Source organism: Streptomyces sp. Y7, from assembly GCF_043195415.1.
Taxonomy (GTDB): Bacteria; Actinomycetota; Actinomycetes; order Streptomycetales; family Streptomycetaceae; genus Streptomyces.
Genome location: NZ_JBIDDQ010000023.1, coordinates 16,318 through 38,543 on the forward strand (window position 1 = coordinate 16,318; position 22,226 = coordinate 38,543).

Consider the following 22,226-nt stretch of genomic DNA (forward strand, 5'->3'; position numbering starts at 1 on the left):
GGCCGAGGGGCCTCCCGGTGATCACCGGGAGGCCCCTCGGCCATGTCTCACTTGATCAGGAGCTGATGCGCGGCCAGTTCGCGGTAGAGGGGGCTGGTGTCGGCGAGTTCGTCGTGGCGGCCGACGGCGACGACCTCGCCGTGCTCCAGCACCACGATCTGGTCGCTGTCGACGACGGTGGACAGCCGGTGCGCCACCACGAGCAGGGTGCGGTCGGAGGTGACGGAACCGATCGCGTCCCGCATCAGGACCTCGTTGCGGGCGTCCAGGTTGCTGGTCGCCTCGTCCAGCAGCATGATCGGCGGGGCGGCCAGGAAGGTGCGGGCCAGCGCCAGCCGCTGACGTTCGCCGCCGGACAACAGGACACCGCCCTCGCCGACCTGGGTGTCGAGGCCGTGCGGTGCCCGCATGATCACGTCCTCCAGGTTGACCGAGCGCAGCACGTCGCGCATGTCGTCGTCCGTGGCGTCGGGCGCGGCCAGGGCGAGGTTGTCCCGGACGGTTCCGGCCAGGACGGGCGCCGACTGCTCGACGTAGCCGAGCTTGTGACGCAGGGCGCGGCGGGGCAGTTCGCGTACGTCGGTTCCGTCGACGCGGACGGCGCCGGCCGTGACGTCGTAGAACCGCTCCACCAGGGACAGCAGGGTGGACTTGCCGGCGCCGGAGGGGCCCACGAGCGCGGTGCGGGTGCCGCGCGGCACCACGAGGGACACGTCCCGCAGGACGGTCTCGCCGCCCGCGTAGCCGAAGCCGACCCGGTCGAACTCGATCGCCGGTGGCTGCGGTGCGCTCCCCCCGGCCAAGGGGCCGGAACCCGGCCGTTCGACCACCGACAGCGCCGCGGCGGGCCGGGCGGCCGGGGTGTCGCCGAGTTCCCGCTCCTGCGGCAGTTCCAGGACCTCCTCGATCCGGTGCAGGGCGCCGAGGCCCGACTGGAGCCGGGAGTAGGCGTTGAGGGCGCGGCCGAGGGGGAACCAGAGCGTGAACAGGAAGAGCAGGAAGGAGACCAGGTCACCCACCTCGATCGCGCCGGAGGCCACCCGCGCGCCGCCGACGCCCAGCACCACCAGGAACGCGACCTGAACGGTCGTGGAGGTGATCGGGTTGATCAGCGCCTGCAGGGAGGCGATGCGCATGCCGGCGTCGTGGGCGTCCTTGGCGTAGCCGTCGACGGCGTGCGCCTCACGTTCCTCCGCGCCGCTCGCGCGGATGGTGCGCACGGCCGAGATGGCGCGCTCGACGGCGGAGGTCATCTCGCCGACGCGGTCCTGGGCCTCGCGCGAGGCGCCGCGCACCCGGCGGGAGAGCCCCACCACGGCGACGACCCCGGCCGTCAGGCCCAGGGCGGTCGCTCCGAACAGGGGCGGGTCGATGAGGATCATCATCACGGCGGAGCCGCCCACCATCAGGACGTTGGTCACGATGTCGAACAGTCCGGAGGTGACCACGGCCCGCAGCAGGGTGGTGTCGGCGCCGACGCGGGACAGGAGGTCCCCGGTGCGGCGCCGGTCGTACTCGGCGATGGGCAGCCGGAGCAGGCGGGCGACGAGTCTGCGGCGGGTGCCGAGCACCAGGCCCTCGGCCACGCGCTGGAGCAGGTAGTCACGGAAGCCGCTGAGCACGGCCGCCCCGACCAGGGCCGCCACCAGCAGACCGACCAGGCCGGTCACCGCTTCGTCGGCCTCGATCCGGGTCACCACGTCGCGGATCAGGACCGGCTGGCTGAGTGTCAGCAGGGTCGTCGCCAGGGAGAGGACGGCCACCACTCCCAGGGCCGGCCACTGTCCCTTGAGATGGGGCAGCAACGAGCGCAGACCCACGTCCCGGGCTCGCCTCCCGGCCGCCTCGGAGGGTGGCGCCGTCGCCTCTGTGCGCGCGGCGGCGGGCCGCTCCCTGGTCTGCGTGCTGGTCATCGCTCTCCCAATCGTCGGTCGACTCGGTCGGTTGGCCGTACGGTCAGCCGGCCGCCCCGAGCACGTAGCCGTCGGCCGGGCGCAGCGCGCGGGAGCGGCGCAGATCGGTCAGTACGAAGGTGCGCTGCAGCCAGCGGTCGGTGCCGTCGTAGCGGGGGGTGAACTCGGTGCGGCCGTGCACGGTGACGCGGTTGTCGACGATGGCCAGTTCGCCGGGCTGGAGGCGGTGCGTCGCCGCGGTCCGGTCGAAGTGGTCCTGGAGCACCCGCAGGGCCTCGGCGGCGCGTTCGGTCACGGGGCTGGTGGCGGCGATGTCGACCCGGATGTCGGGGTCGTGCGGATCTCCGGTGAGCACCGGGGCGGGGGCGGTCTCGATGTCGCCGAGGCCGAAGGACGGCGGCGGGGCCGTGACGAACTCCGGCGCCCACAGCGCCCGCACGGTCGGGGTGGGCAGCAGCGGCAGCACCTGGCGGATGCAGGAGGTGCGCAGCCCGGCCCGGCCCTCGGGGTCGGCACGCAGACACAGCAGCATCACGAAGTCCGGGCGGTGCCCGTGGAAGGCGTTCTCGTTGTGGAACGTCAGGAGCGTGGAGCCGGCGTTGCCCTGGAACTCCTCCATCCCCGGAACGGGGACGACGTCCTGGACCAGGGCGCCGCCCTTCTCGGGCCGGAAAGCGCCGGGGTCGCCGAGTCCGGAGGCGACCATCAGCAGAACCGCGGCGGCCAGCGAGGGTTCCCGCTGCACCGAGCCGTTGACGAGCGGGGTCGGCGGGAGTTCCATCGCGTCGACGGGGAGTCCGCGCAGCAGCAGCGCTCCCTGCGGTCCGGAATCCCGGCGGAATTCGGCGAGTGCACGGCGCATCGCCACCGGCAATTCATGCCAGGATTTACGTGCTTCCGCCACCCATTCCGGATCGTCCGGCCGGCCCGAGGGCCGATTGGTCAGTTTCCACGCTATTTCCTCGACGAGCTGCGCGTCCTGCCCGGTGAGGGACATGTCATAGGGCGCAGTCGTGCGTCCGGCATTCGCGGCCATGGTCAGCCAGCCTCCGTCCACATCGTTATCGGGTGCACTCCGGACGCTAGGGCGATGGGATATCGGCCGCGTATTGGTTCAGCATGTCCGGATTTCCCTGCGCATCCGGTGGAGCCGGTTTCCCGGCCTTCACGGGCGCAACTCGGCGAGTTCCAGGAGCAGTTCCTTGACCTCGGTGGCGGCGACGACGTCGCGGGCGGGTGCGTCCGGATCGGAGACCAGCAGCAGCGGGGCGTCGCGGGGGTCGTCGGGCAGACGTCCGTGACTGCCGCGCACGCGGGAGCCGTCCAGCGGAACGACATTCATCGTGTAGCGGAGTCCGAGCCGTTTGCGCGCCAGCGCCTTCGCCGCGCGCAGTTTCACCAGCGGGTCATTGTGGTCGAAGGCGAGTTCCGCCGGGTCGTAGCCGGGTTTGCGGTGGATGTCGACGGTGCGCGCGAAATCCGGGGCCCGGGTGTCGTCGAGCCAGTAGTAATAAGTGAACCAGGAATCCGGCGCCGCGACGGCGACGAATTCGCCGGACCGTTCGTGGTCGAGGCCGTGTTCCTTCTTGCCGGTGTCGTCGAGGACGTCGGCGACACCGTCCACCGCGCTCAGCAGCTCCGCCACCCGGGGCCGGTCGGCGGGGTCGCGCACATAGACGTGGGCCACCTGGTGGTCGGCGACGGCGAAGGCGCGCGACGTCCAGGGGTCCAGGTACTCCATCCCGTCCTGGGTGTGCACGTTCAGCAGCCCGGCGCGGCGCAGGGTGCGGTTGAGGTGCACGGGACGGCGGACCGGGGTGATGCCGTACTCGCTGAGCACCACCACGGTGACGCCGTCACGGCGGGCGTCGTCCAGCAACGGGGCCAGGGTGCGGTCGAGTTCGGCGGCGGCACGCCGGGCGGGCCGGCCGTGCGGGCCGTGTCGCTGCAGGTCGTAGTCGAGGTGCGGTACGTAGACGAGGCTGAGGTCGGGCCTGCGGGTGCGCAGCAGATGCCGGGCGGCGTCGACGATCCAGCGGGAGGAGGCGATGCCGGCGCCGGGGCCCCAGTACTGGAACAGCGGGAAGTCGCCCAGGTGGTCGGTGAGTTCGTCGTGGAGGGCGGGTGGATGGGTGTAGCAGTCGGGTTCCTTGCGTCCGTCGGCGTAGTAGACGGGGCGGGGGGTGACGGTCCAGTCGACGTCGGCTCCCATGGCGTACCACCAGCAGACGTTGGCCACGGTGTACCCGGAGTGCAGCACGCGGGCGGCGTCCCAGACCTTCTCCGCGCCCACCAGCCGGTTGTGCTGGCGCCACAGCAGCACTTCGCCCAGGTCGCGGAAGTACCATCCGTTGCCGACGACGCCGTGGTCCGCGGGGAGCCGGCCCGTGAGCAGGGTGGACTGCACCGAGCAGGTGACGGCCGGCAGCACCGTCTCGAGCCGGGCGCGGTGGCCCTGTGCGGCGACCGCGGCGAGGTGCGGCATATGGGGCAACAGTCGTGGGGTCAGGCCCACGACGTTCAGCACGAGCAGCCGTTTCACGGGGCGTCCTCCAACGTGAGGCCGAGGTCGGTCAGGATGTCCCGGGTCCAGGCGAGTTCACCGGCGATCCCCTCGGCCAGTGCGGTGCCGCCCGGTGCCCCGGGCAGCACCGGCCAGGTGTAGGTCTCCACCTCGACGTGGTCGGTACGGGCCGTGGCGCCGCCGAGCAACTCGGTGAGCGCGGCAGCGAGTTCGGGCCGGGTGCTGCGCAGCGGCGGAGGCAGGTCGCGCTGCACGGGCACGTGGTAGTGGATGCGCCAGGGGCCCTCCCCCGGCAGACTGCCGTCGAGCGCCTCGGGCAGGTCGTCGACGGCCAGCACGGCGTCGGCGCCGGCCTCCCGGGTCTGGTGCAGGAACCGTTGTTCGGCGAAGGCCGCCAGAGCGGCGCGGGCGCCGGGGTCGGTGGGCCGGTCGACGTGCACGGCGCAGGACGCCTGCGTCTTGACGACCGGCAGCCGGGCCTCCGCCAGCCGGGCCAGGGCCGGGCCGGGCTCCTCGAAGGCGACCGCGAGATGGCAGGTGTCCAGGCAGACGCCCAGCCACTCGCGGTCCACGGCGTCGAGCAGGCCGGCCGCCTGGCCGGTGGTCTCGATCAGGCAGCCGGGTTCGGGTTCGAAGCCGACGCGGACGGCCCGCCCGGTGTCGGCGGCGATCTTGGCCAGGCCCTCGGCGAGCCGGTCCAGGTTGCGCCGGAGCAGGTCGTGGCGGTCCGGGGACGAGGGTTCGCGCCAGGCCAGCGGAAGGGTCGAGACCGAGCCGTGGCCGACGTCGGCGGGCAGCAGCGCGGTGAGCACGCGCGCGCAGGCCAGCGTGTGGGCGAGCCGCTCCGGTTCGGTCCAGTCGGGCCGGTAGACGGCCTTCTTGACGGTCGGGGCGTGGAAACCGGTGTAGGGGAAGGCGTTGAGAGTGACGACCTCCAGGCCGCGCCGGCCCAGCTCCGCGCGCAGCGCCCGTACGGCTGCGGGATCGGTGTCGAGGGCGGCCACCACGGGCGCGGCCAGCCACAGGCCGAGGCCGATGCGTCCGGCGCCGAGCCTGCGGCGGACGGGTTCCGCGAAGCGGGAGAGCTGGGCGACGATGCCGTCGAGGTCTTCCGCGGGGTGCACGTTGGTGCAGTAGGACAGGTGGACGGTGGTGCCGTCGGGGTGCCGCAGACGCACGTCGAGCCGCCTCCTAGCTCTCGCCGCGCCGGATCGAGCTGCCCTCGAACTCGGCGGCCGGCGCCGTGTCCGACGTCTCGAGCTCCAGGCGTCCGCTCTGCCCGTAGAAGGCGACGGGGTTGCGCCACAGCACCTTGTCCACGGCGTCCTCGTCGAACCCGGCGGCCAGCATGGCGTCGGCGGTGCGCCGGGTCGTGAGCGGGTCGCTGCGCCCCCAGTCGGCGGCGGAGTTGACGAGCATCCGGTCGGTGCCGTGCTCGCGCAGCACCGCCACCATGCGCTCCTCGCTCATCTTGGTGTCGGGGTAGATCGAGAACCCCATCCAGCAGCCGCTGTCGGCGACCTGGGGCACCGTCACCTCGTTGAGGTGGTCGACGACGACCAGGGTAGGGTCGATGCCGGACTCGCGGACGACGTCGAGGGTGCGGCGGGTTCCGCCGGCCTTGTCCCGGTGCGGGGTGTGGACCAGGACAGGCAGTTCGTACTCGACGGCCAGCTGGAGCTGCGCCGCGAACGCCTTGTCCTCCTGCGGGGTCATGGAGTCGTAGCCGATCTCACCGACGGCCACCACCCGGTCGCGGACCAGGTAGCGGGGCAGGACGTCCAGCACGTCGGCCAGCCGCGGGTCGTTCGCCTCCTTGGGGTTGAGGGCGAGCGCGCAGTGGTGCCGGATGCCGAACTGCTCGGCGCGATGGGGCTCCCAGCCGAGCAGCGAGTCGAAGTAGTCGGTGAACGAGCTGACGCCGGTGCGCGGCTGCCCGAGCCAGAACGCGGGTTCGACGAGCGCGCGCACCCCGGCGGCGGCCATCGCCTCGTAGTCGTCGGTGGTGCGGGAGGTCATGTGGATGTGGGGGTCGAAGATGCGCGTCACGTCGAGGCCTCCGTCGGTGCGGGATGGGTGTCCAGAAAGGCGAGGACGTCGGGCGGGACGGGCCTGGCTGCCGCGCGGCGCTCGGTCGCGAAGTCGGCCATCATGCGGGTGAGTTCGGTGTCGGCGCGGTCGGCGAGACCGGACACCCCGGCCAGGGGGATCCCGACGAACACGCACTTGAGCACGGCGTGCCGGAAGGAGTGGGCGTCCAGGTGCCGGGCGCCGTAGGGGCCGACGGCGGCGGCGATCAGCCGCAGGTCGTTCGTGCGCAGGGCGTCCTCGACCAGCGGCAGGGCCCGGTCGCCGAGGTCCGCGGACCGTTCCAGGAGGGGCAGCGCCCGTAGTACGGCCCGCCGTTCGGCCGCCCCACCGACCTGGTAGAGCCGGGTGACCACGGTCGCGAGCTCCGCGCCGCGCAGCGGGAGCGAGGCCAGCAGCAGGGCACGTACGGCGTCGTCGACCGTCCATCCGGCCGCGTTCGCGCCGGCCGCCGCGTCCCGGCCGCAGCGCCGGGCGGCCACGGCGAACAGTCCGTCGACGGTGTCCGCGTCCTCGCGCAGCTGCGCGCGGGCCCCGGTCAGCCATGCGGCGGCATGCTCGGGGAGCAGCGTCTCCAGCTCGGCGGGCGTGCCGGGCGGCGGGCTCTGCGTGGGCTGGTGCCGGAGTTCGTGGTCGCGGGTGGGGGTCACGCCACCGCCTCCTCGCGCCCCGCTACGGCCAGGTTCTCGGCCGTGCGCAGGAAGTTCAGCGAGTCGCGGGCCACGGTCACCGCCGCGTGGCTGTGCCGGGGCAGTTCGACGGAGGTCAGTCCGCGGTATCCGCTCTCGGCCAGTGCGGCCAGCACGGGCGGGAAGTCGATCTCGCCGGTGCCGAGCTCGAGGTGCTCGTGGGTGCCCCGGCGCATGTCGTCGATCTGGACGTTCACCAGCCGGTCGGCGACGCGGCGGACGCAGTCGGCCACCGGCTGCGGTTCCAGGCAGCGGCAGTGCCCGATGTCCAGGGTGAGGCCGAGCGCGTCCGGGTGGCCGAGCCGGCCAAGGAGGTCGTCGTAGGCGTCGAGCGTGTCGATGAACATGCCGGGTTCGGGTTCCAGGCCGAGCGGCACCCCGGCGCGTTCGGCTGCCTCGACGACCGTGGCGCAGCCCGCCAGCAGCCGGTCCCAGACGGTCCGCCGCGGCAGCTGCGGATCGGCGGTGCCGGACCAGAACGACACGGCCTCCGCGCCGAGTTCGGACGCGACGCGCACCGCGCGCAGCAGCAGGTCGACGCGCCGCTGGGCGCCCTCGTCGGACATCAGCACCGGCTGGTGCTTGCGCCAGGGGTCGAGGACGTAGCGTCCGCCGGTCTCGACGACGACGGCGAGGCCGAGCCGGTCCAGGCGTGCCGCCAGCCGCCGCACCCGCGCGGACAGGTCGTCGGCGAACGGGTCGAGGTGGCGGGGGTCCAGGGTCAGCGCGACTCCCCCGTACCCGAGGTCCGCGAGGACCATCAGGGCGTCGTCCAGGGTGTGGTCGCCGAAGCCGTTGGTGCCGTACCCGAAGCGGATCGGGACGGGTGGTGCGCAGGACGTCATGTGGGTGACACCTTTCTGCCCAGTCGGCGGGCCAGCGGAAGACCTGCGGCGATCCAGGCGCCCAGGGCGCCGCGCCCGGCCGTCGCGGTGAGCGCGCCCTGCAACGGTATGAGCCCGTGGATGCCGGCGGCGACGGCCTGCCGCACCCGCAGCGAGGACGGCGTGCGGGCGGCGACCGCGTGCGCCCGCACGCCGCCGGCCGTGTACACGGCCGTGCACAGGGCCGCCGTGAGCCGGTCGGCGGGCCGGGCGCGGCGGCCGCGCGCGAACGTCGCGGCGCCGACGGTCAGTCCGGCGGCCAGCGAGGTCAGGGGGACGGCGCGCGGGGCTCCGTACACCTCGTGGCGGCTGAGCGCGGTGAGGATGCCGGTGTGCAGGCCGATCGTGGCGGCCGTGGGCAGCGCCCTGCGCAGCCCGCCGGGTCCCGCGCCGGCCAGCACGTCGAGGGTGCGGGCGGCCGCCATCGCGGGCGCGGCGGCCCGGGTCGGTTTCAGGGCGAGGTCGTACGCCCATACGGTCCCGGCGAGCGGCAGCGCCGAGAGCAGCCCCCGCCGACCCTGGGCGAGAACGGCGAGGCCGAGGCCGGCCGCGGTGAGCGCGCCGGCCACGGTCAGGGCGGCCGCGGGGCTGATCTGGCCGCTGGGGATGGGGCGTTCGGGCCGCTCCACGGCGTCGAGGTCGCGGTCGGCGTAGTCGTTGAGGGCCATGCCGGCCCAGTACAGACAGACCGAGGACGCGATCGTGCCGAGCGTCGAGGGCCGCAGCGGCCGCCCCGCCGCTGCCGCGCCCGCGAGCACGTCGCCGGGCACGGACAGCGCGGCGGGGGCGCGCACCAGGGTCAGGACAGCCCGCGCGGACGGCGTCATGTCACCGCTCCGCCGGACCGGCCACGGTCTCGCCGAGGCCGCGGGCCCAGTCGACGAGGGCGGTGTACTGGGCCTCCAGCCCGTGCTCGCCGTGACCGACCGGGTCCTTGAAGAGGAAGCCGAGCTCCGGCACCGGTCCCGCGACGCCCGCCCGGTGGGCGAGAGCCGTGAACCGCGCCAGGTCGAGGACGAGCGGCGCGGCCAGAGCCGAGTCGCAGCCCTGCCAGGTGAACTGAAGGGACATGCGCACGCCGAGGAAGCCCTCGAAGGTGATGTGGTCCCAGGCCGTCTTCCATTCGCCGAGGTCGGGCACGTTGTGGATGTGCACGCCGCCGTCGACCGGATGGCCCAGGACGCCTTCGAGCACCATCGCCTTGGAGTCGGTCTTGCTGGCGGCGCTGGCGGGGTCGGCGAGGGTGGCGCCGTCGCCGCCGCCGAGCAGGTTGGTGCCGGACCAGGACCGCACCCGCAGGGCGCGGTGGGCGAACATCGGTGCCAGCACCGACTTGACCAGGGTCTCCCCCGTCTTGCCGTCACTGCCGGCGTACGGCAGCCCCTGCTGCCGGGCCAGTTCGTCCAGGGCGGGCAGCCGCGCCCCCGTCGACGGGGTGAAGTCGACGAAGGCGCAGCCCGTGTCCAGTGCGGCGCAGGCGTGGAGGGCGCTGTCGGGCAGCACCCGCTCGCCCCGGTCCAGTGCCTCGCGCAGCAGGCCGAGGGAGGCGTGCGCCGGGTGGGGCTTCGCGGGTGGCTGCGTGGAGGCGACGTTGACGACGACGACCCGGTCGAGTCCGTGGCGTTCCCGGAACCCGGTCAGGTCGGCCGCGACCGCGTCCACGGCGGCCCGCCCCGCGGGGCCCTCGGTGTGCGGGGCCGGACGGATCTCGGCGTCCGCCGCCCGCAGTTCCGCGGCCACCAGGTCCGGCAGGCCGGGTGGCAGGACCCCCGCCTCGGCGAGCTGGCCGGCCCGTTTGCCCAGAGGGGTGGCCGCGACGTCGTGTCCGCCGAAGACCAGCTCGTCGAAGCCGGGCAGGGGCAGCTCGCGGAACGGGTCGAGGGTGCTGACGCACCCGGTGGCGGGCAGAAGCCCGGCGCGCAGCGCGGCGGCGCCCACCACGGTGGTCGTCGCCACCGAGCCACGGGCGCCCACCAGCCAGATTCCGGTACGCATGGGAGTCCTCTCAGGGCCGCGGCCGACTCGTCAGCTCATGCCTTCGGGGTAGGGGTAGGACTGGAAGTCGCGGTCCAGGCGGGTGATGCCGCGCGGCAGCCACTTCGCCGCCTCGCGGGCCACGGTGGCCCGCGGCAGGGGCTCCTTGACGTTCCACTGGTCCGGCTTGGCGATGGTCTGCACCGCCCAGGCCATGGCGTTGATCGGGGCGATGCACTCCCAGCGGTGACGGTCGATGCCCAGCAGGGTCATGGCGCGCATGAAGATGAACCAGATGTGGTATCCGGGCGGCGGATTGCCGTTCATGGTGTGCACCGGGCGCTCGCGGCGCGGGTCGTAGAGGACGCCCTGCGCGAAGTCGGCGAAGGCGCTCACGAGTCCGCGGCTGTGGGGCCGGTAGTAGGTGTCGAGGACGCCGAGCTGCGCCTTGGACAGCACCTGGAGGGGGCCGCGGATCGGGGTGACGTACTCGGTGAAGTTGTGCGGGTACTCACTGGACTTGGCCATGCTCATCCAGGTGTCGAAGATGGCCCGCTCCCACTTGTCGCCGAGGGCGGTGGCGATGTCGGCGTAGGCCTGCTCCAGCTCCGGGGACGCGTTGTAGAGGGTGACCTCGTCGAACTGGTACCAGAGTTCGTTGGCCCGCCGGTCGCCGAGCATGCCCGGCACCTCCGGGAACGCGTCGTGCCGGGGGGTGTTCACGGCGGCGGACGCGCCGGGCGCGGCGGCGAGCAGGCCGCCCGCGCCGAGGCCGACCGCGACGGCGGTGCCCACGGACGTGCGCAGGACCTGACGCCTGCCGAGGTGATTCTGCACGGTTCTTCCTCTTCTGTAGTGAGCGGATCGGACGGGATGGTCGGGGGGTGTGGCGGCCTCAGACGGGTAGGCCGACCGGTGCGGCGGCGGACGGGAGGTCGGCCTCCGCGTCGTGGCGCTGGATCCAGGAGACGTCCTGGACCAGGGACGACATGGCGTCCTTGGGCGCGGCGCCGGCGGCGGGCCGCAGCCGCTGCGAACCGCTGTCGCGGGAGCCGAGTTGGACGCGGGCGGTGTGCGGCCGGCGGACCGCCTCGTAGCGGCGCAGTGCGTCGGTGAGGTGCTCGCGCCGGCCGGACGCCGTGGAACCGGCGGCGTGCGGGGCGCCGAGGAAGTGCGCGAGGACGGCCGCGTCCTCGACGGCCTGGCCGACGCCCTGGCCGTGGTGGGGCAGCATCGGGTGGGCGGCGTCGCCGAGGAGGGTGACCGCGCCCGCTCCCCAGGAGGCCAGCGGCTCGCGGTCGTACAGCTCCCAGCGCCGGGTCTCCCGTACGGCCGCCACCAGGGAGCCGACGTCCGGGTTCCACCCGGTGAAGGCCGAGGTGAGGGCGTCGAGGTCGCCGGGGGCGCTCCACGACTCCAGGTGCCCCTCGTTGCCCGGGACCACGGCGACGAAGGTGAGCTGCTCGCCGCCGCGCACCGGGTGGAGCAGCATGCGCGCCTCGGGGCCCGCCCACACCACGACGCTGTCGTCCGGCAGGTTCGGCACGTCCCGGCGGGAGACGAGCCCGCGGAAGGCGCTCTGGCCGGCGAAGAGGGGGGTGTCGGGGCCGTGCAGGGCGCGGCGGACCACCGAGTGGACGCCGTCGGCGCCGATCAGGACGTCGGCCTCCTCGACGCTGCCGTCGGCGAACTCCAGCCGGACCGCGTCCCCGTCGTCGGTGAACCGCTCCAGCCGACGGCCCACTCGCACCGTGTCGGGCGGGAGCAGTCCGAGCAGCAGGGCGTGCAGGTCGGCGCGGTGGATGGTGTAGTACGGCGCTCCGAACTCGGCACGCCACGCCTCTCCCATCGGCCGGCGCACCAGGGTGGTGCCGCCGGCCCACTCGCGCACCTCCATGGCGACCGGCTGCACCCCGTGGACGCGCAGGGCCTCGCCGAGACCCCAGCGCTCCAGGATGCGGGTGCCGTTGGGCGTCAGGTGCATGCCCACTCCGACCTCGCCGAGCGCGGGGGCCTGCTCGTGCACCCGCACCTCGTGGCCGGTGCGGGTCAGGGCGGCGGCTGCGGCGAGCCCGCCCATTCCCGCGCCGACGATGGCGATCCGTGTCCTCGGCACCACGTGCTTCCTTCCGTGTGGGTGACTGGCCGTTCGTTGTGCGGCATCGGTGCCGCGAGCCCGGGTGGCGGGCTCACCTCCGTACGTCGCAGACCGCTTCCGTATCGGGCCACACGAGTGCCGTGGAGCCCCAGGTCAGGCCGCCGCCGAAGGCGGTCAGCAGGACGCGGTCGCCGGCCCGGATCCGGCCCGCGGCGGCGGCGTCGGCCAGGGCCAGCGGGATGGAGGCGGCGGCCGTGTTGCCGACCTCGGCGATGTTGGAGACGACGCGCTCGGGGGGCAGTCCGAGGCGTTTGGCCACGGAGGCGAGGATGCGCAGGTTGGCCTGGTGCCCGACGAAGGCGTCGATGTCGTCCGTGCTCCAGCCCGCGCCCCGGGCCACGGACCGGGCCGACTCCGTCATGGTGGTGACGGCTCGGGTGTACACCTCGCGTCCGCGCATGGTCAGGTGGGTGCCGTCGGCCGGGATGGTGATCAGGTCGGCCCCGGTGCCGTCGCTGCCGAGTTCGGCGTGCAGCAGCGCGCCGGGCGCGTCCCGCCGGCCGCGCTCCAGGACGACGGCGCCGGCGCCGTCCCCGAAGACGACGGCCGTGCCCCGGTCGGCCGGGTCGACGATGGACGAGTAGACGTCGGCGCCGATGACCAGGGCACGTTCGCAGGTTCCGGCCGTGATCATCGCGGCCGCCGCGGTGAGTCCGTAGACGAAGCCGGAGCACACGGCCGACAGGTCGAACGCGGCTGCCCCGAGGCCGAGTCGGCTCGCCACGGTGGGGGCGGTGGCCGGGCAGCGCAGGTCGGGTGTCGTGGTCGCCAGCAGGACGAGATCGCAGTCCTCCCGGCCGGCGGACTTCAGCGCGGCCGCGCCGGCGGCGACGGCCAGGTCGCCGGTGCCGGTGCCGGGCGCCACCCGGCGGCGGCGTTCGATGCCGGTGCGGCTGAGGATCCAGGCGTGGTCGGTGTCCAGGTGCCGGGACAGGTCGTCGTTGGTGACCACGGTCTCCGGCAGACACCTGCCGAGGCCGGTGACTACGGCCGCGGGGGCCGGGTGGGTGCCGGTCATGCGGCGGTGCCTCCTTCCGTTACGGCCATGTGCGGGGCCTCCCGGTGGTCCTGGTGGGCCGCGGCCACATGGCGTTCGGCGAAGTCGGGGCGGGCGATGGGCGCGCTGATCAGCTCTTCCGGGACGGCGAGGGCGCCGAGCAGTTCCAGCCCGTCCAGCGGGGCGGTCGCGGCCGCCTCGCGGGTCTCCTCCAGCCGCAGCACCAGGTCGGTGTCGAGCACCCCGGCCCGCAGTCCGGTCAGCGCGTGCTCCAGCAGGCAGGTGGCCGCGTACTGGTCCATCAGGCGGGTGCCCAGCGGGCCCTCGGGGTGGGCGGCCCAGTGGCCGAGCGCCAGCGTCTGGTAGACCGCGCGGGTCCACCGGGTGCTGGCCTCACCCGGGCCCGACTGCTCGAACCGGTCGAGCAGGGCGTCGCAGATCTGCCGCATCCGCAGTACGGGGTCCGCGTGACCGGCCGCGGCGACCGCCTCGTCGAGGACGGCGTCGAACTGCTCGCGGTGGCGCAGCGCGTAGCGCGAGGCCTGGTAGCCGAGGACGGTGTTGTCACCGCCGAAGGTGACGGCGATCTCGTAGTCGTGGAGCAGCGGGCTGATCTGGTTGTCGTCGTGGTAGCCGAGGCCGCCGCACAGTTCGCGGGTCTCGGCGAGGGTGTGCCGTGCGTCGCCGGTGCAGCCGGACTTGCCGCAGGAGATCAACGCGTGCACCACCTGGTCGCGGGCGGGTGCGCCCTCGGCGGAGCGGGCCACGGCGACCGCGGTCAGTGCCTCCAGGGCGTGGCGGGCCGCGAGGGCCCGGCACACGGCGGTGGAGAGCCGCATGCGGTAGTGGGCGTGCGCGATCAGGGGTGCCCCGAACGCGTGCTTGGCGACCGCGAACCGGGTGGTGACGGCGCAGGCGAGGCGCTGGGCGTGGGCGGCGCCCGCGGAGGGGAAGAGCCGCTCGTGGGTGAAGGTCGCCAGACACTCCTCGAACCGCCGGTGCCGGGGCAGCGGGGAGCGGTAGGAGCCGTCGGGGCCGATGGCGGCCCACCGGTCCATCAGCGCGGACAGCGGCAGCCGGCAGTCGGTGAAGGTCAGCACGCCGGTCTGGTTCGCCGTCACCCCGCCCTTGGGCTCGGCGGCCCCGATGCGTACCCCGGGCAGTGTCCTTCCGCCCTCGCGCAGCGGCACCCTGAACCAGTGGTGGCCCTCGTCGCGGCCCGCGACGACGAGGCGGCCGAGGACCATGGCCACGTCGCCGCTGTGCAGGCTGTTGCCGATCCACACCTTGGCGTCGGCGGGGCTCGGTGTGTTCAGCACCAGGGTGCGGTCCGTGGGGTCGTAGACGGCCGTGGTGCGTACCCGCTTCAGGTCGGATCCGGCGTGCGGTTCGGAGGCGGCGAAGCAGTACACCTTCGCCATCCGGTCGATCTCCGGGCCGTAGGAGCGGATCTGACCGGGGCCTCCGTGGCTGAGCAGCGCGTCGCCGGCGATCTGGTGCGAGACCAGGACGTTGAGCAGCGAGAGGTCGTAGGCACCGATCCAGCCCATGGTGCGCAGGAATTCGGGGAAGGCCGCGCTGTCCCCGCGTCCGAGCCAGAGCGAGTTCGCGGTGAGTCCGGCGTCGTTGAGGAGTCTGGCCCGGCGGAGCGTCAGCAGGCTGTAGTCGTACAGGCTCCCGCCGGCCGGCCGGACGGGGGTGAACTCGGGTCCGGCGAGCACCCGGGCCAGCTCTTTCTCGCGTTGCGTCATGGACTCCCCCAGGGTCGGGTCGCTCGGTTCGGTGCGGCGGTGGGTCAGGCGTCGAGCACCAGGGCGCAGTTGGCGCCACCGAACCCGAAGGAGGTGCTCAGGGCGACAGACGCGCCGTGCCTGCGGGAACCGCCCAGCACCAGGTCAAGCTCGGGCAGTTGCGGATCGGCCCGCTCGGTGTGCGCGATCGGCGGGAGGATCCCGGTGCGCAGGCTCCGCAGCGCGAGTACGGCCTCGATCGCGCCGGCCGCGCCCAGCGTGTGGCCGAGCAGCCCCTTGTTCGCGGTGACCGACGGGCCGTGCGGGAACATCCGCGCGATGAGCCTGCCCTCGGTCAGGTCGTTCGCCGGGGTCGAGGTGCCGTGGGCGTTGACCGTCCGCACGTCGGAGGGGCTCAGCCGGGCCTGTTCCAGGGCCTGCCGGACGGCGGCCTCGGCCCCCGCGCCCTCGGGGTGCGGGGCGGTGGGGTGATGGGCGTCGGAGGTGCTGCCGTAGCCGAGGAGGCGGCCGAGCACCTCGGCGTGGCGGGCGCGTGCCTTGGCGGGTTTCTCCATGACGACGGCGGCCGCGCCCTCGGAGATGACGAAACCGTCGCGTTCGGCGTCGAACGGCCGCGAGGCGTCCGGTCCCTTCTGCGGGGACAGGGCGCCCATGCGGGCGAAGCCCGACACCACCAGGGGCGTCACACCGGCGTCGGTGCCGCACGCCACGACGGTGTCGCACAGGCCGGCGTCGAGCAGGGTCTTACCGAGGCCGAGCGCCACCGCGCCGGAGGCGCAGGCCGCCACCACGGTGTGACTGGGGCCGGTGATCCCGTAACGCAGGCTGATGGCGCCGGCCGCCATGTTGGTCAGTGAACGGGGGTGCAGGTAGGCGGAGACGATCTCGGGGCCGCCGCGGGCCAGCCGCTCGTGCTGGTCCTGCAGGGTCGTCGCGCCGCCGAGGCCGCAGCCGACGACGACGCCGACACGGCTGCCGTCCCAGCCTTCCGGGTCCAGGCCCGACGCGGCCAGGGCCTCCTCGACGGCGGCGAGGGCGAACCGGATGAACGGGTCGGTGCGGGCGGTGCCGCGCCCCCGGAGCCGGCCGGGCGGCAGGGGCGGCACTCGGAGGCTGTGCCGTACGCCGGTGCCCTCCAGCGGCTCGGGGTCACCGGACTCCAGGGAACGGGCCGCGCACAGCGCGTCCCAGGTGCTGTCGCTGTCGGTGCCGGCCGGGGTGACCAGTCCGGTACCGGTGATGGCGACGGTCCCGTCGGTCACGCCGCTTCCCGCCCCGATCCGGCGAGGGCGACGACGTCCCCGACGGTGAGGTCGGCCATGCGGGTCTCCTCGCCCCCCAGGTCGACGCCGGTCTCCTCCTTGATCCGCACGATGAGTTCGGCGACGGCCAGCGAGTCCAGCTCCAGGGTGCGCAGGTTGACGTCGTCCGCGATCTCGGCCGGATCGACCTCCAGGTCCTCGGCCAGGATGGTGTGCACGATCGTCTTCGCGTCGATGCTCATTCGCTGTCACCTCTGTCGGTTGTCGGGATGCGACCAGCGCTGGCGGCGAGGTCGGAGACCACTCTGGGGGCGGCGGATATGAGCCACCTATCGCGCGGTTATCACGTGCGCGGCGGCTGGGCGGCAGCTGCTTCGGAGGGCTTGTACGGGCCGGAATCCCTGTCGGGCGGCGCAGGAGCACGGCGGCCGGCGCCAACCTGAGCAAGGGTTGGATCTGTTGCCGAAGTGACCTGTGATGCGCGCGATATCGAACTTGAGCGCAGAATGAATCGAGTCGGGGCACGCTGCCTGGAGGCAACGACGATCTTGCGTGTCCACGGAGTCAGGTTGAGCGCGTCAGGAGTCGCACGGCACCGCGAGCGACACCACGGTCCGCCGTTCGAACGCGCTGCGGCTGACGGCCGCCGCTCGGACGAACGAAAGCGTGATGGACTCCTGCCAGATCATCGGGGCGGATGCTCACCGGGACCGTCGGCGAGCAGACGAAGCCCGAGCCGCCAGATACGCGACGCGCCCGCAGACAGGGTCAGTGGGCCACGGATCCGCCTCGGCACAGGCGGGCTCTCCCAACTTCCGTGCAGGAGCAGCCTGCAGGACGCCATCAACAGATGCGGCCGGAGGGGACGGCTCGACAGGATGTGCCCCGCCGAGCCGATCGGAGGGTTGCGACGCTGGATGGCTGGTGACCGGGTAGGCCGGCGAGTGGCCGAGCAGATGACAGGTGTGCGGTATGGGCGGCGGAGGTTGGGCGTGGACGCGGTGACATCGCGATACGACGGTGAGGTCCTGGATGAGGCGGAGCGGTCCGTCGCCCCCTGGGAGGGAGTCGACAGGACGTCCCTCACGCGGGCCGTGCGGGCCCAGGCGGAGCGGTCGGTGGCGGGTATCGACGACATGGCGTCGTACCTCGCCCGCCAGGTGTCCGACCCTTCCCATCGCGAGGTCATGGGCCCGCTCCTCGACGGACACGGCGCCTCGGGGGTCGTCGTGCGGCGCGGCGCGATCCTTGCCTCGTGGGGCGACCCGGCCCGGGCGGAGATGGCCTTCAGCGCCACGAAAAGCGTGTTGTCGCTGGTGGCGGGCGTCGCCTTCGACGACGGGCTGCTGCGCCTGGACGAGCCGGTGGCACAGTCGGTGGATCTGCCGGAGTTCGGCACCGCCCACGGGCGCGCGATCACCTGGCGCCACCTGCTGGACCAGACCAGTCAGTGGGAGGGCGAGCTGTGGTCCAAGCCGACGTGGGTGGACGCGCAGAGCACCCGTGAGGGCACCGAGTCGGCGGGCGGTGCGCCCGGTGCCGGCTGGGCCTACAACGACGTCCGCGTGAACCTCACCGCGCTGGCTCTCACGTTCCTGTTCGGCCGTGCCCTGCCGGACGTGCTGCGCGAGCGGGTCATGACGCCGATCGCAGCCTCTGCCGACTGGTCCTGGCACGGCTACGAGAACTCGGTGATCGAGAGGCCAGGCAGCAGGTTGCAGGTCGTCTCGGGAGGCGCGCACTGGGGCGGCGGCCTGTGGATCAGCGCCTTGGACCTGGCCCGCGTGGGCCGGCTGTGTCTGAACGGCGGGGCATGGGGCGGGAGTCAGGTCCTGTCGTGTCGCTGGATCGAGGAGCTGTGGTCGCCCTGCCCGGTCAAGCCCGAGTACGGCCTGTCATGGTGGCTCAACGACGGCGGCACGGTGTGGCCCGGAGCCCCGCGCACGGGCCGCTGCGCCCGCGGCAATGGCGGAAACCATCTGCTGTGGGTGGACCCGGCACGCGATCTGGTGATCGTCTCGCGCTGGGGCGCCGAGGTGCAGCGGCTCCTGGCCGAGGTGTCGTCGGCGGTCCCGCTGAATGCGTGACGGGAAGCTCTGGAAATTACGCGATCGGCGATCAGTCGCCGACCGGACCTGCAACAACGACCCAGCCTCCACCACCGCTTGCGCTGCCACGCGAACCCCGCGTGCGCCGGCGACCCGGAATCCGTGGACATCGCGCTGATCGACCTGGACGAGGACTCGGGGTTCAGCGCGCTCCTGGCCGCCGCGGTGGACCGGCACAGTGCCCTCCCCCGTCCTTACCTCCACTCAAAGCACGCGACACGAGGACGGGCCGACTCCTCTACCACCTAAGCCTGTAGGGCGGACTTCCCGGCGCAGGCATGGGGGCAGCACGCACACCCCGCCCCCGAACTATGTAGTCCCACCACATGTGCCCCTGACCAGCAGATTCCTACCGTGTGCGAACACACACCCGTCCCCACCGCACACGAGGAAGTGGCGAACATGGCCTCCGCAAGCACCGCTCCCCCACCACCCGGCAACCTCAAGCGCATCGTCGCCGCCAGCCTCATCGGCACCACCATCGAGTGGTACGACTTCTTCCTCTACGGCTCGGCCGCCGCCCTCGTCTTCAACAAGCTGTTCTTTCCGGACTCCGACCCGCTCGTCGGCACCCTGCTGTCGTTCCTGACCTACGCCGTCGGGTTCGCCGCGCGGCCGATCGGTGCGCTCGTGTTCGGGCATTACGGGGACCGGCTCGGGCGCAAGAAGCTGCTGGTGTTGAGCCTGCTGCTGATGGGTGGGGCAACGTTCGCGATCGGACTGTTGCCGACGCACGCGACCATCGGCTCCGCGGCACCCGTGCTGCTGACCGTGCTGCGGCTGGTGCAGGGCTTCGCTCTGGGTGGTGAGTGGGGCGGGGCCGTGTTGCTGGTGTCGGAGCACGGGGACGCACGACGGCGGGGGTTCTGGGCCTCGTGGCCGCAAACGGGTGCGCCGGCCGGTCAGTTGCTCGCGACCGGTGTGCTGTCGCTGCTGACGGCCGTGCTGTCGGACAGCGCCTTCGGCAGCTGGGGCTGGCGGATCCCCTTCCTGCTCTCCGGGGTCCTCGTGATCGTCGGTTTGTGGATTCGTCTGTCTGTCGATGAATCGCCGGTCTTCAAGCAGGCGTTGGCTCAAGCCGAGGCGCGCAAGTCGACGCGTACGGCCGAGACCGACGCCGGGGCCGAGAAGCTGCCGCTCGTCTCCGTGATGCGGCACCACTGGCGTGACGTGCTGGTGGCGATGGGCGCCCGTATGGCGGAGAACATCAGTTACTACGTCATCACGGCGTTCATCCTGGTCTACGCCACCACATCGGCCGGCGTCTCCAAGCAGACGGCGCTGAACGCGGTCCTCATCGCCTCGGCCGTCCACTTCGCGGTCATCCCGGGCTGGGGCGCCCTGTCGGACCGTATCGGTCGCCGTCCCGTCTATCTGCTGGGCGCGGCCGGAGTCGGGCTGTGGATGTTCCCGTTCTTCTCGCTCATCGACACGGGCGGCTTCGGCAACCTGCTCCTCGCCGTGACCGTGGGCCTGGTGCTGCACGGCGCCATGTACGCGCCCCAGGCAGCCTTCTTCTCCGAGATGTTCGCGACCCGGATGCGCTACTCCGGTGCCTCGATCGGCGCCCAGTTCGCCTCGGTCGCGGCGGGTGCTCCGGCCCCGCTGATCGCCACCGCGCTGCTGGACTCCTACGGCAGCTCCACCCCGATCGCCCTCTACGTCATCGGCGCGGCCGTCCTGACGCTGATCGCGGTCGGTGTCGCCAAGGAGACCCGCCACCGGGATCTGGCCGACGTCGACCGCTCGGCGGACGCGGAGCCCGCGTCGGCCCGGCCGGCGGACGCGCACACCGTCTGACGGCCGGCCCGTAGGGCCACCCCGAGGAACCGGCCCCCGTACGCCCGGAGTGTGCGGGGGTCAGCGCTGTGTCGGTGCCGACAACCGGTGCAGACGCAGGGCCAGTTGGATCTCCAGGACCCGCGCGGGGCTCTGCCAGTCGGCGCCGAGGAGGCGGCCCACGCGCTCCAGGCGTTGCGCGACGGTGTTCACGTGGACGTGCAGGTCGTCCTTGGTGCGGGCCGGGCTCATGCCGCAGGCGAAGTACGCGTCGAGGGTCTGCAGCAGATCGGTGCCGCGTCGCTCGTCGTAGGCGACGACCTGGCCGATCGTACGGTCGACGAAGCCCGCGATGTCCCGGTCCCCGGCCAGCAGCAGTCCGAGGAATCCGAAATCCTCCGCGGCGGCGCCGTCCCCGGAGCGGCCGAGCAGCCGCAGGGCGTCGAGGCAGCGTCGGCTCTCCTCGTAGGCGGCGGCCACGGTGTCCGGGTGGGCGGCCGGCTGCTCCACGGGAGCGGAGGCGCCGACGGTGACCGACTCCTGGACGGCCGTTCCGAGGTGCCGGGCGGTTCTGCGGGCCACCGCGGTGGCGGTTTCCCCCGTTTCGAGGGGCAGGACCAGCACCGTGCCGCCGTCGCGGGCGGCTGCCAGGCCGTGCCGGGTCGCGGCGAGGTGTGACGCGGCGGACCACAGGCGTCTGCGGGCGGCCGCTTCCTGGTCGGCGTCGGCCGCGGCGACGTCGAGGCGGGCGGCGAGGACGACATGGGTGGCGTCGAGGTCGGCGTACAGCCGCGCCGCGCGTTCGCGCAGCAGCCGCGGGTCGCGGTCCCGGGCGTCGAGCAGGTCGTCCAGCAGCTCGCCCCGGACACGCTGTTCGGCCTCGGCCGCGGAGCGTCGGGCGAGCAGGAGAAGCGAGGTGACCGTCGCGGCCCGCTCCAGGGTGCTCTGATCCACGGGGTCGAGGCCGGGGTGGCCGCGCAGCACCAGTGCGCCGAGGAGTTCGCCGCCCGCGACCACGGCGGCGATCCAGTCGTCGCCGTGCCGAACCGCGTGGCCTTCGGCGCGGGATGCCTCCAGTGCCCTGGCCGGTGTCGCGGCCGCTTCCGTGAACTCGACCGTGCCGTCGAGGACCTGGGAGACGGCGGCGGCCACCTCGTGCACTCCGCCGCCGTGCAGCACCAGTTGGGCGAGCCGGTCGTGCACGTCCGAGGCGCGTTCGATGACTCCGCTGCGGTCCCGGATGATCTCGTTGGCCCGTTCCAGGTCGGCGAGGGCGGACCGGGTCTCGGTGAGCAGGTTCGCGGTGTCGAGGGCGGCCGCGGCGAGGGCGGCGAAGGAGCCCAGCAGCGCGATCTGCTCCCGCTCGAAGACCCGGGCGCGCCGGTCCGCCGCGAAGAGGACCCCGATGACATGGTGGCCGAGCGTCAGCGGCACTCCGAGGATGGCGACGAGCCCCTCGTCACGCACTCCGGCGTCGATGGTGAGGGTGTGCTGGAAGCGGTCGTCCTTGAAGTAGTCGTCGGTGACGTAGGGGCGGGCGGTCTGTGCGACGAGTCCGCCCAGGCCCTCCCCCATGCCGAGCCGCAGCTGCTGGAAGCGGGCGGCGACCGAGCCCTCGGTCACCCGCATGTAGGTGTCGCCCCGGGCCGGGTCGTTCAGGCTCAGATAGGCGACGTCCGTGCCGAGCAGGGACCGGGCGCGCTGCACGATCGCCTGGAGCACGGCGTCCAGGTCCCGCAGGCCGGCCAGGTCGTGGGCCGTCTCGAACAGGGCCGACAGCTCGGCCTCGCGTCTACGCCGTCCCTCCAGCTCGGAGCGGACGCGCAGCGCGAGCAGCTTGGCCTGTTCGAGGGCGACGATCCATTCGGTGGATCGGCCCTCGGCACGGGCGAGCAGCACCGGCTGCTCATAGGCGTCGGCGGACGCGCCCCTGGCCAGCAGCTCCAGGAACGGTGTCTCCGCACTGCTCAGGGGCGCTCCGGCATCGGCCGGCGAGCGCTGGTCGGGGTGCATGTGATCGCGGGGCATGCCGACAGGATTACTCATCGCACCGCCGCCCCGTCAGCCCTGTGGATAACTCGGAATCCCGCCGGCCCCCG

18 protein-coding genes are annotated in these 22,226 nt (G+C 73.2%); 2 read left to right on the forward strand and 16 right to left on the reverse strand.

Going from position 1 to position 22,226, the window contains the following annotated elements; genetic code table 11:
- Positions 1-47 precede the first annotated feature (47 nt).
- The 15 genes from ACGFW6_RS35655 to ACGFW6_RS35725 all read right to left on the reverse strand — a co-directional run bounded on the left by ACGFW6_RS35655 (position 48) and on the right by ACGFW6_RS35725 (position 16,482).
- On the reverse strand, positions 48-1,913 hold the full coding sequence (locus ACGFW6_RS35655) for an ABC transporter ATP-binding protein (protein ID WP_393519554.1): 1,866 nt from the start codon (positions 1,911-1,913) through the stop codon (positions 48-50).
- A gap of 43 nt (positions 1,914-1,956) precedes the next feature.
- Positions 1,957-2,949, reverse strand: a complete 993-nt coding sequence (locus ACGFW6_RS35660; protein WP_393519557.1) for a TauD/TfdA family dioxygenase — start codon at positions 2,947-2,949, stop codon at positions 1,957-1,959.
- A gap of 129 nt (positions 2,950-3,078) precedes the next feature.
- Entirely contained in the window at positions 3,079-4,455 is a 1,377-nt protein-coding gene (locus tag ACGFW6_RS35665; RefSeq protein WP_393519560.1) for an alkaline phosphatase family protein, read from the reverse strand.
- Entirely contained in the window at positions 4,452-5,615 is a 1,164-nt protein-coding gene (eboE, locus tag ACGFW6_RS35670) for a metabolite traffic protein EboE (RefSeq protein WP_393519563.1), read from the reverse strand. The genes ACGFW6_RS35665 and eboE overlap by 4 nt, the downstream gene beginning before the upstream one ends.
- A gap of 13 nt (positions 5,616-5,628) precedes the next feature.
- Positions 5,629-6,486, reverse strand: a complete 858-nt coding sequence (locus tag ACGFW6_RS35675) for a TatD family hydrolase (RefSeq protein ID WP_393519565.1) — start codon at positions 6,484-6,486, stop codon at positions 5,629-5,631.
- The gene (locus ACGFW6_RS35680) at positions 6,483-7,175 is read right to left on the reverse strand and encodes an EboA domain-containing protein (RefSeq protein ID WP_393519568.1); all 693 of its coding nucleotides are present in this window, start codon (positions 7,173-7,175) and stop codon (positions 6,483-6,485) included. Before ACGFW6_RS35680 ends, ACGFW6_RS35675 begins: the two co-directional genes overlap by 4 nt.
- Positions 7,172-8,059, reverse strand: a complete 888-nt coding sequence (locus tag ACGFW6_RS35685; RefSeq protein WP_393519571.1) for a sugar phosphate isomerase/epimerase family protein — start codon at positions 8,057-8,059, stop codon at positions 7,172-7,174. Before ACGFW6_RS35685 ends, ACGFW6_RS35680 begins: the two co-directional genes overlap by 4 nt.
- Positions 8,056-8,925, reverse strand: a complete 870-nt coding sequence (locus ACGFW6_RS35690; protein ID WP_393519574.1) for an SCO3242 family prenyltransferase — start codon at positions 8,923-8,925, stop codon at positions 8,056-8,058. The genes ACGFW6_RS35685 and ACGFW6_RS35690 overlap by 4 nt, the downstream gene beginning before the upstream one ends.
- Before the next feature lies 1 nt (position 8,926).
- Positions 8,927-10,093, reverse strand: coding sequence for an inositol-3-phosphate synthase (locus ACGFW6_RS35695; RefSeq protein ID WP_393519577.1), 1,167 nt, complete (start codon positions 10,091-10,093; stop codon positions 8,927-8,929).
- A gap of 30 nt (positions 10,094-10,123) precedes the next feature.
- Positions 10,124-10,909 carry a hypothetical protein gene (locus tag ACGFW6_RS35700; protein ID WP_393519580.1) on the reverse strand — a complete coding sequence of 262 codons (786 nt, stop codon included), beginning with the start codon at positions 10,907-10,909 and terminating at the stop codon, positions 10,124-10,126.
- Positions 10,910-10,967: 58 nt separating this feature from the next.
- Positions 10,968-12,191: an FAD-dependent monooxygenase gene (locus ACGFW6_RS35705; protein WP_393519583.1), complete on the reverse strand. Its 1,224-nt coding sequence runs from the start codon at positions 12,189-12,191 to the stop codon at positions 10,968-10,970.
- A 70-nt stretch (positions 12,192-12,261) separates the two neighbouring features.
- Complete coding sequence (locus ACGFW6_RS35710; protein ID WP_393519586.1) at positions 12,262-13,248, reverse strand: beta-ketoacyl-ACP synthase III; 987 nt, start codon at positions 13,246-13,248, stop codon at positions 12,262-12,264.
- On the reverse strand, positions 13,245-14,978 hold the full coding sequence (locus ACGFW6_RS35715; RefSeq protein ID WP_393519589.1) for an acyl-CoA dehydrogenase family protein: 1,734 nt from the start codon (positions 14,976-14,978) through the stop codon (positions 13,245-13,247). The genes ACGFW6_RS35710 and ACGFW6_RS35715 overlap by 4 nt, the downstream gene beginning before the upstream one ends.
- Before the next feature lie 44 nt (positions 14,979-15,022).
- Positions 15,023-16,240: a beta-ketoacyl-[acyl-carrier-protein] synthase family protein gene (locus tag ACGFW6_RS35720; protein ID WP_393519592.1), complete on the reverse strand. Its 1,218-nt coding sequence runs from the start codon at positions 16,238-16,240 to the stop codon at positions 15,023-15,025.
- Complete coding sequence (locus tag ACGFW6_RS35725; protein ID WP_393519595.1) at positions 16,237-16,482, reverse strand: acyl carrier protein; 246 nt, start codon at positions 16,480-16,482, stop codon at positions 16,237-16,239. Before ACGFW6_RS35725 ends, ACGFW6_RS35720 begins: the two co-directional genes overlap by 4 nt.
- Before the next feature lie 750 nt (positions 16,483-17,232).
- Between ACGFW6_RS35725 and ACGFW6_RS35730 the strand changes: the two genes are divergently transcribed.
- A complete protein-coding gene (locus tag ACGFW6_RS35730; RefSeq protein WP_393519598.1) occupies positions 17,233-18,327 on the forward strand; it encodes a serine hydrolase domain-containing protein in 1,095 nt (364 codons plus the stop codon).
- A gap of 423 nt (positions 18,328-18,750) precedes the next feature.
- Positions 18,751-20,148: an MFS transporter gene (locus ACGFW6_RS35735; RefSeq protein ID WP_393519601.1), complete on the forward strand. Its 1,398-nt coding sequence runs from the start codon at positions 18,751-18,753 to the stop codon at positions 20,146-20,148.
- Between the two features lie 60 nt (positions 20,149-20,208).
- Here ACGFW6_RS35735 and ACGFW6_RS35740 read toward each other — a convergent pair whose 3' ends face one another.
- On the reverse strand, positions 20,209-22,155 hold the full coding sequence (locus tag ACGFW6_RS35740; protein WP_393519604.1) for a helix-turn-helix domain-containing protein: 1,947 nt from the start codon (positions 22,153-22,155) through the stop codon (positions 20,209-20,211).
- Between the last annotated feature and the right edge of the window lie 71 nt (positions 22,156-22,226).

Excerpts from the sequence above, each read along its gene's own strand:
- ACGFW6_RS35655 (WP_393519554.1), bottom strand. The coding sequence starts at position 1,913 with ATGACCAGCACGCAGACCAGGGAGCGGCCCGCCGCCGCGCGCACAGAG.
- ACGFW6_RS35660 (WP_393519557.1), bottom strand. The coding sequence starts at position 2,949 with ATGGCCGCGAATGCCGGACGCACGACTGCGCCCTATGACATGTCCCTC.
- ACGFW6_RS35685 (WP_393519571.1), bottom strand. The coding sequence starts at position 8,059 with ATGACGTCCTGCGCACCACCCGTCCCGATCCGCTTCGGGTACGGCACC.
- ACGFW6_RS35690 (WP_393519574.1), bottom strand. The coding sequence starts at position 8,925 with ATGACGCCGTCCGCGCGGGCTGTCCTGACCCTGGTGCGCGCCCCCGCC.
- ACGFW6_RS35695 (WP_393519577.1), bottom strand. The coding sequence starts at position 10,093 with ATGCGTACCGGAATCTGGCTGGTGGGCGCCCGTGGCTCGGTGGCGACG.
- ACGFW6_RS35710 (WP_393519586.1), bottom strand. The coding sequence starts at position 13,248 with ATGACCGGCACCCACCCGGCCCCCGCGGCCGTAGTCACCGGCCTCGGC.
- ACGFW6_RS35715 (WP_393519589.1), bottom strand. The coding sequence starts at position 14,978 with ATGACGCAACGCGAGAAAGAGCTGGCCCGGGTGCTCGCCGGACCCGAG.
- ACGFW6_RS35725 (WP_393519595.1), bottom strand. The coding sequence starts at position 16,482 with ATGAGCATCGACGCGAAGACGATCGTGCACACCATCCTGGCCGAGGAC.
- ACGFW6_RS35735 (WP_393519601.1), top strand. The coding sequence starts at position 18,751 with ATGGCCTCCGCAAGCACCGCTCCCCCACCACCCGGCAACCTCAAGCGC.
- ACGFW6_RS35740 (WP_393519604.1), bottom strand. The coding sequence starts at position 22,155 with ATGCCCCGCGATCACATGCACCCCGACCAGCGCTCGCCGGCCGATGCC.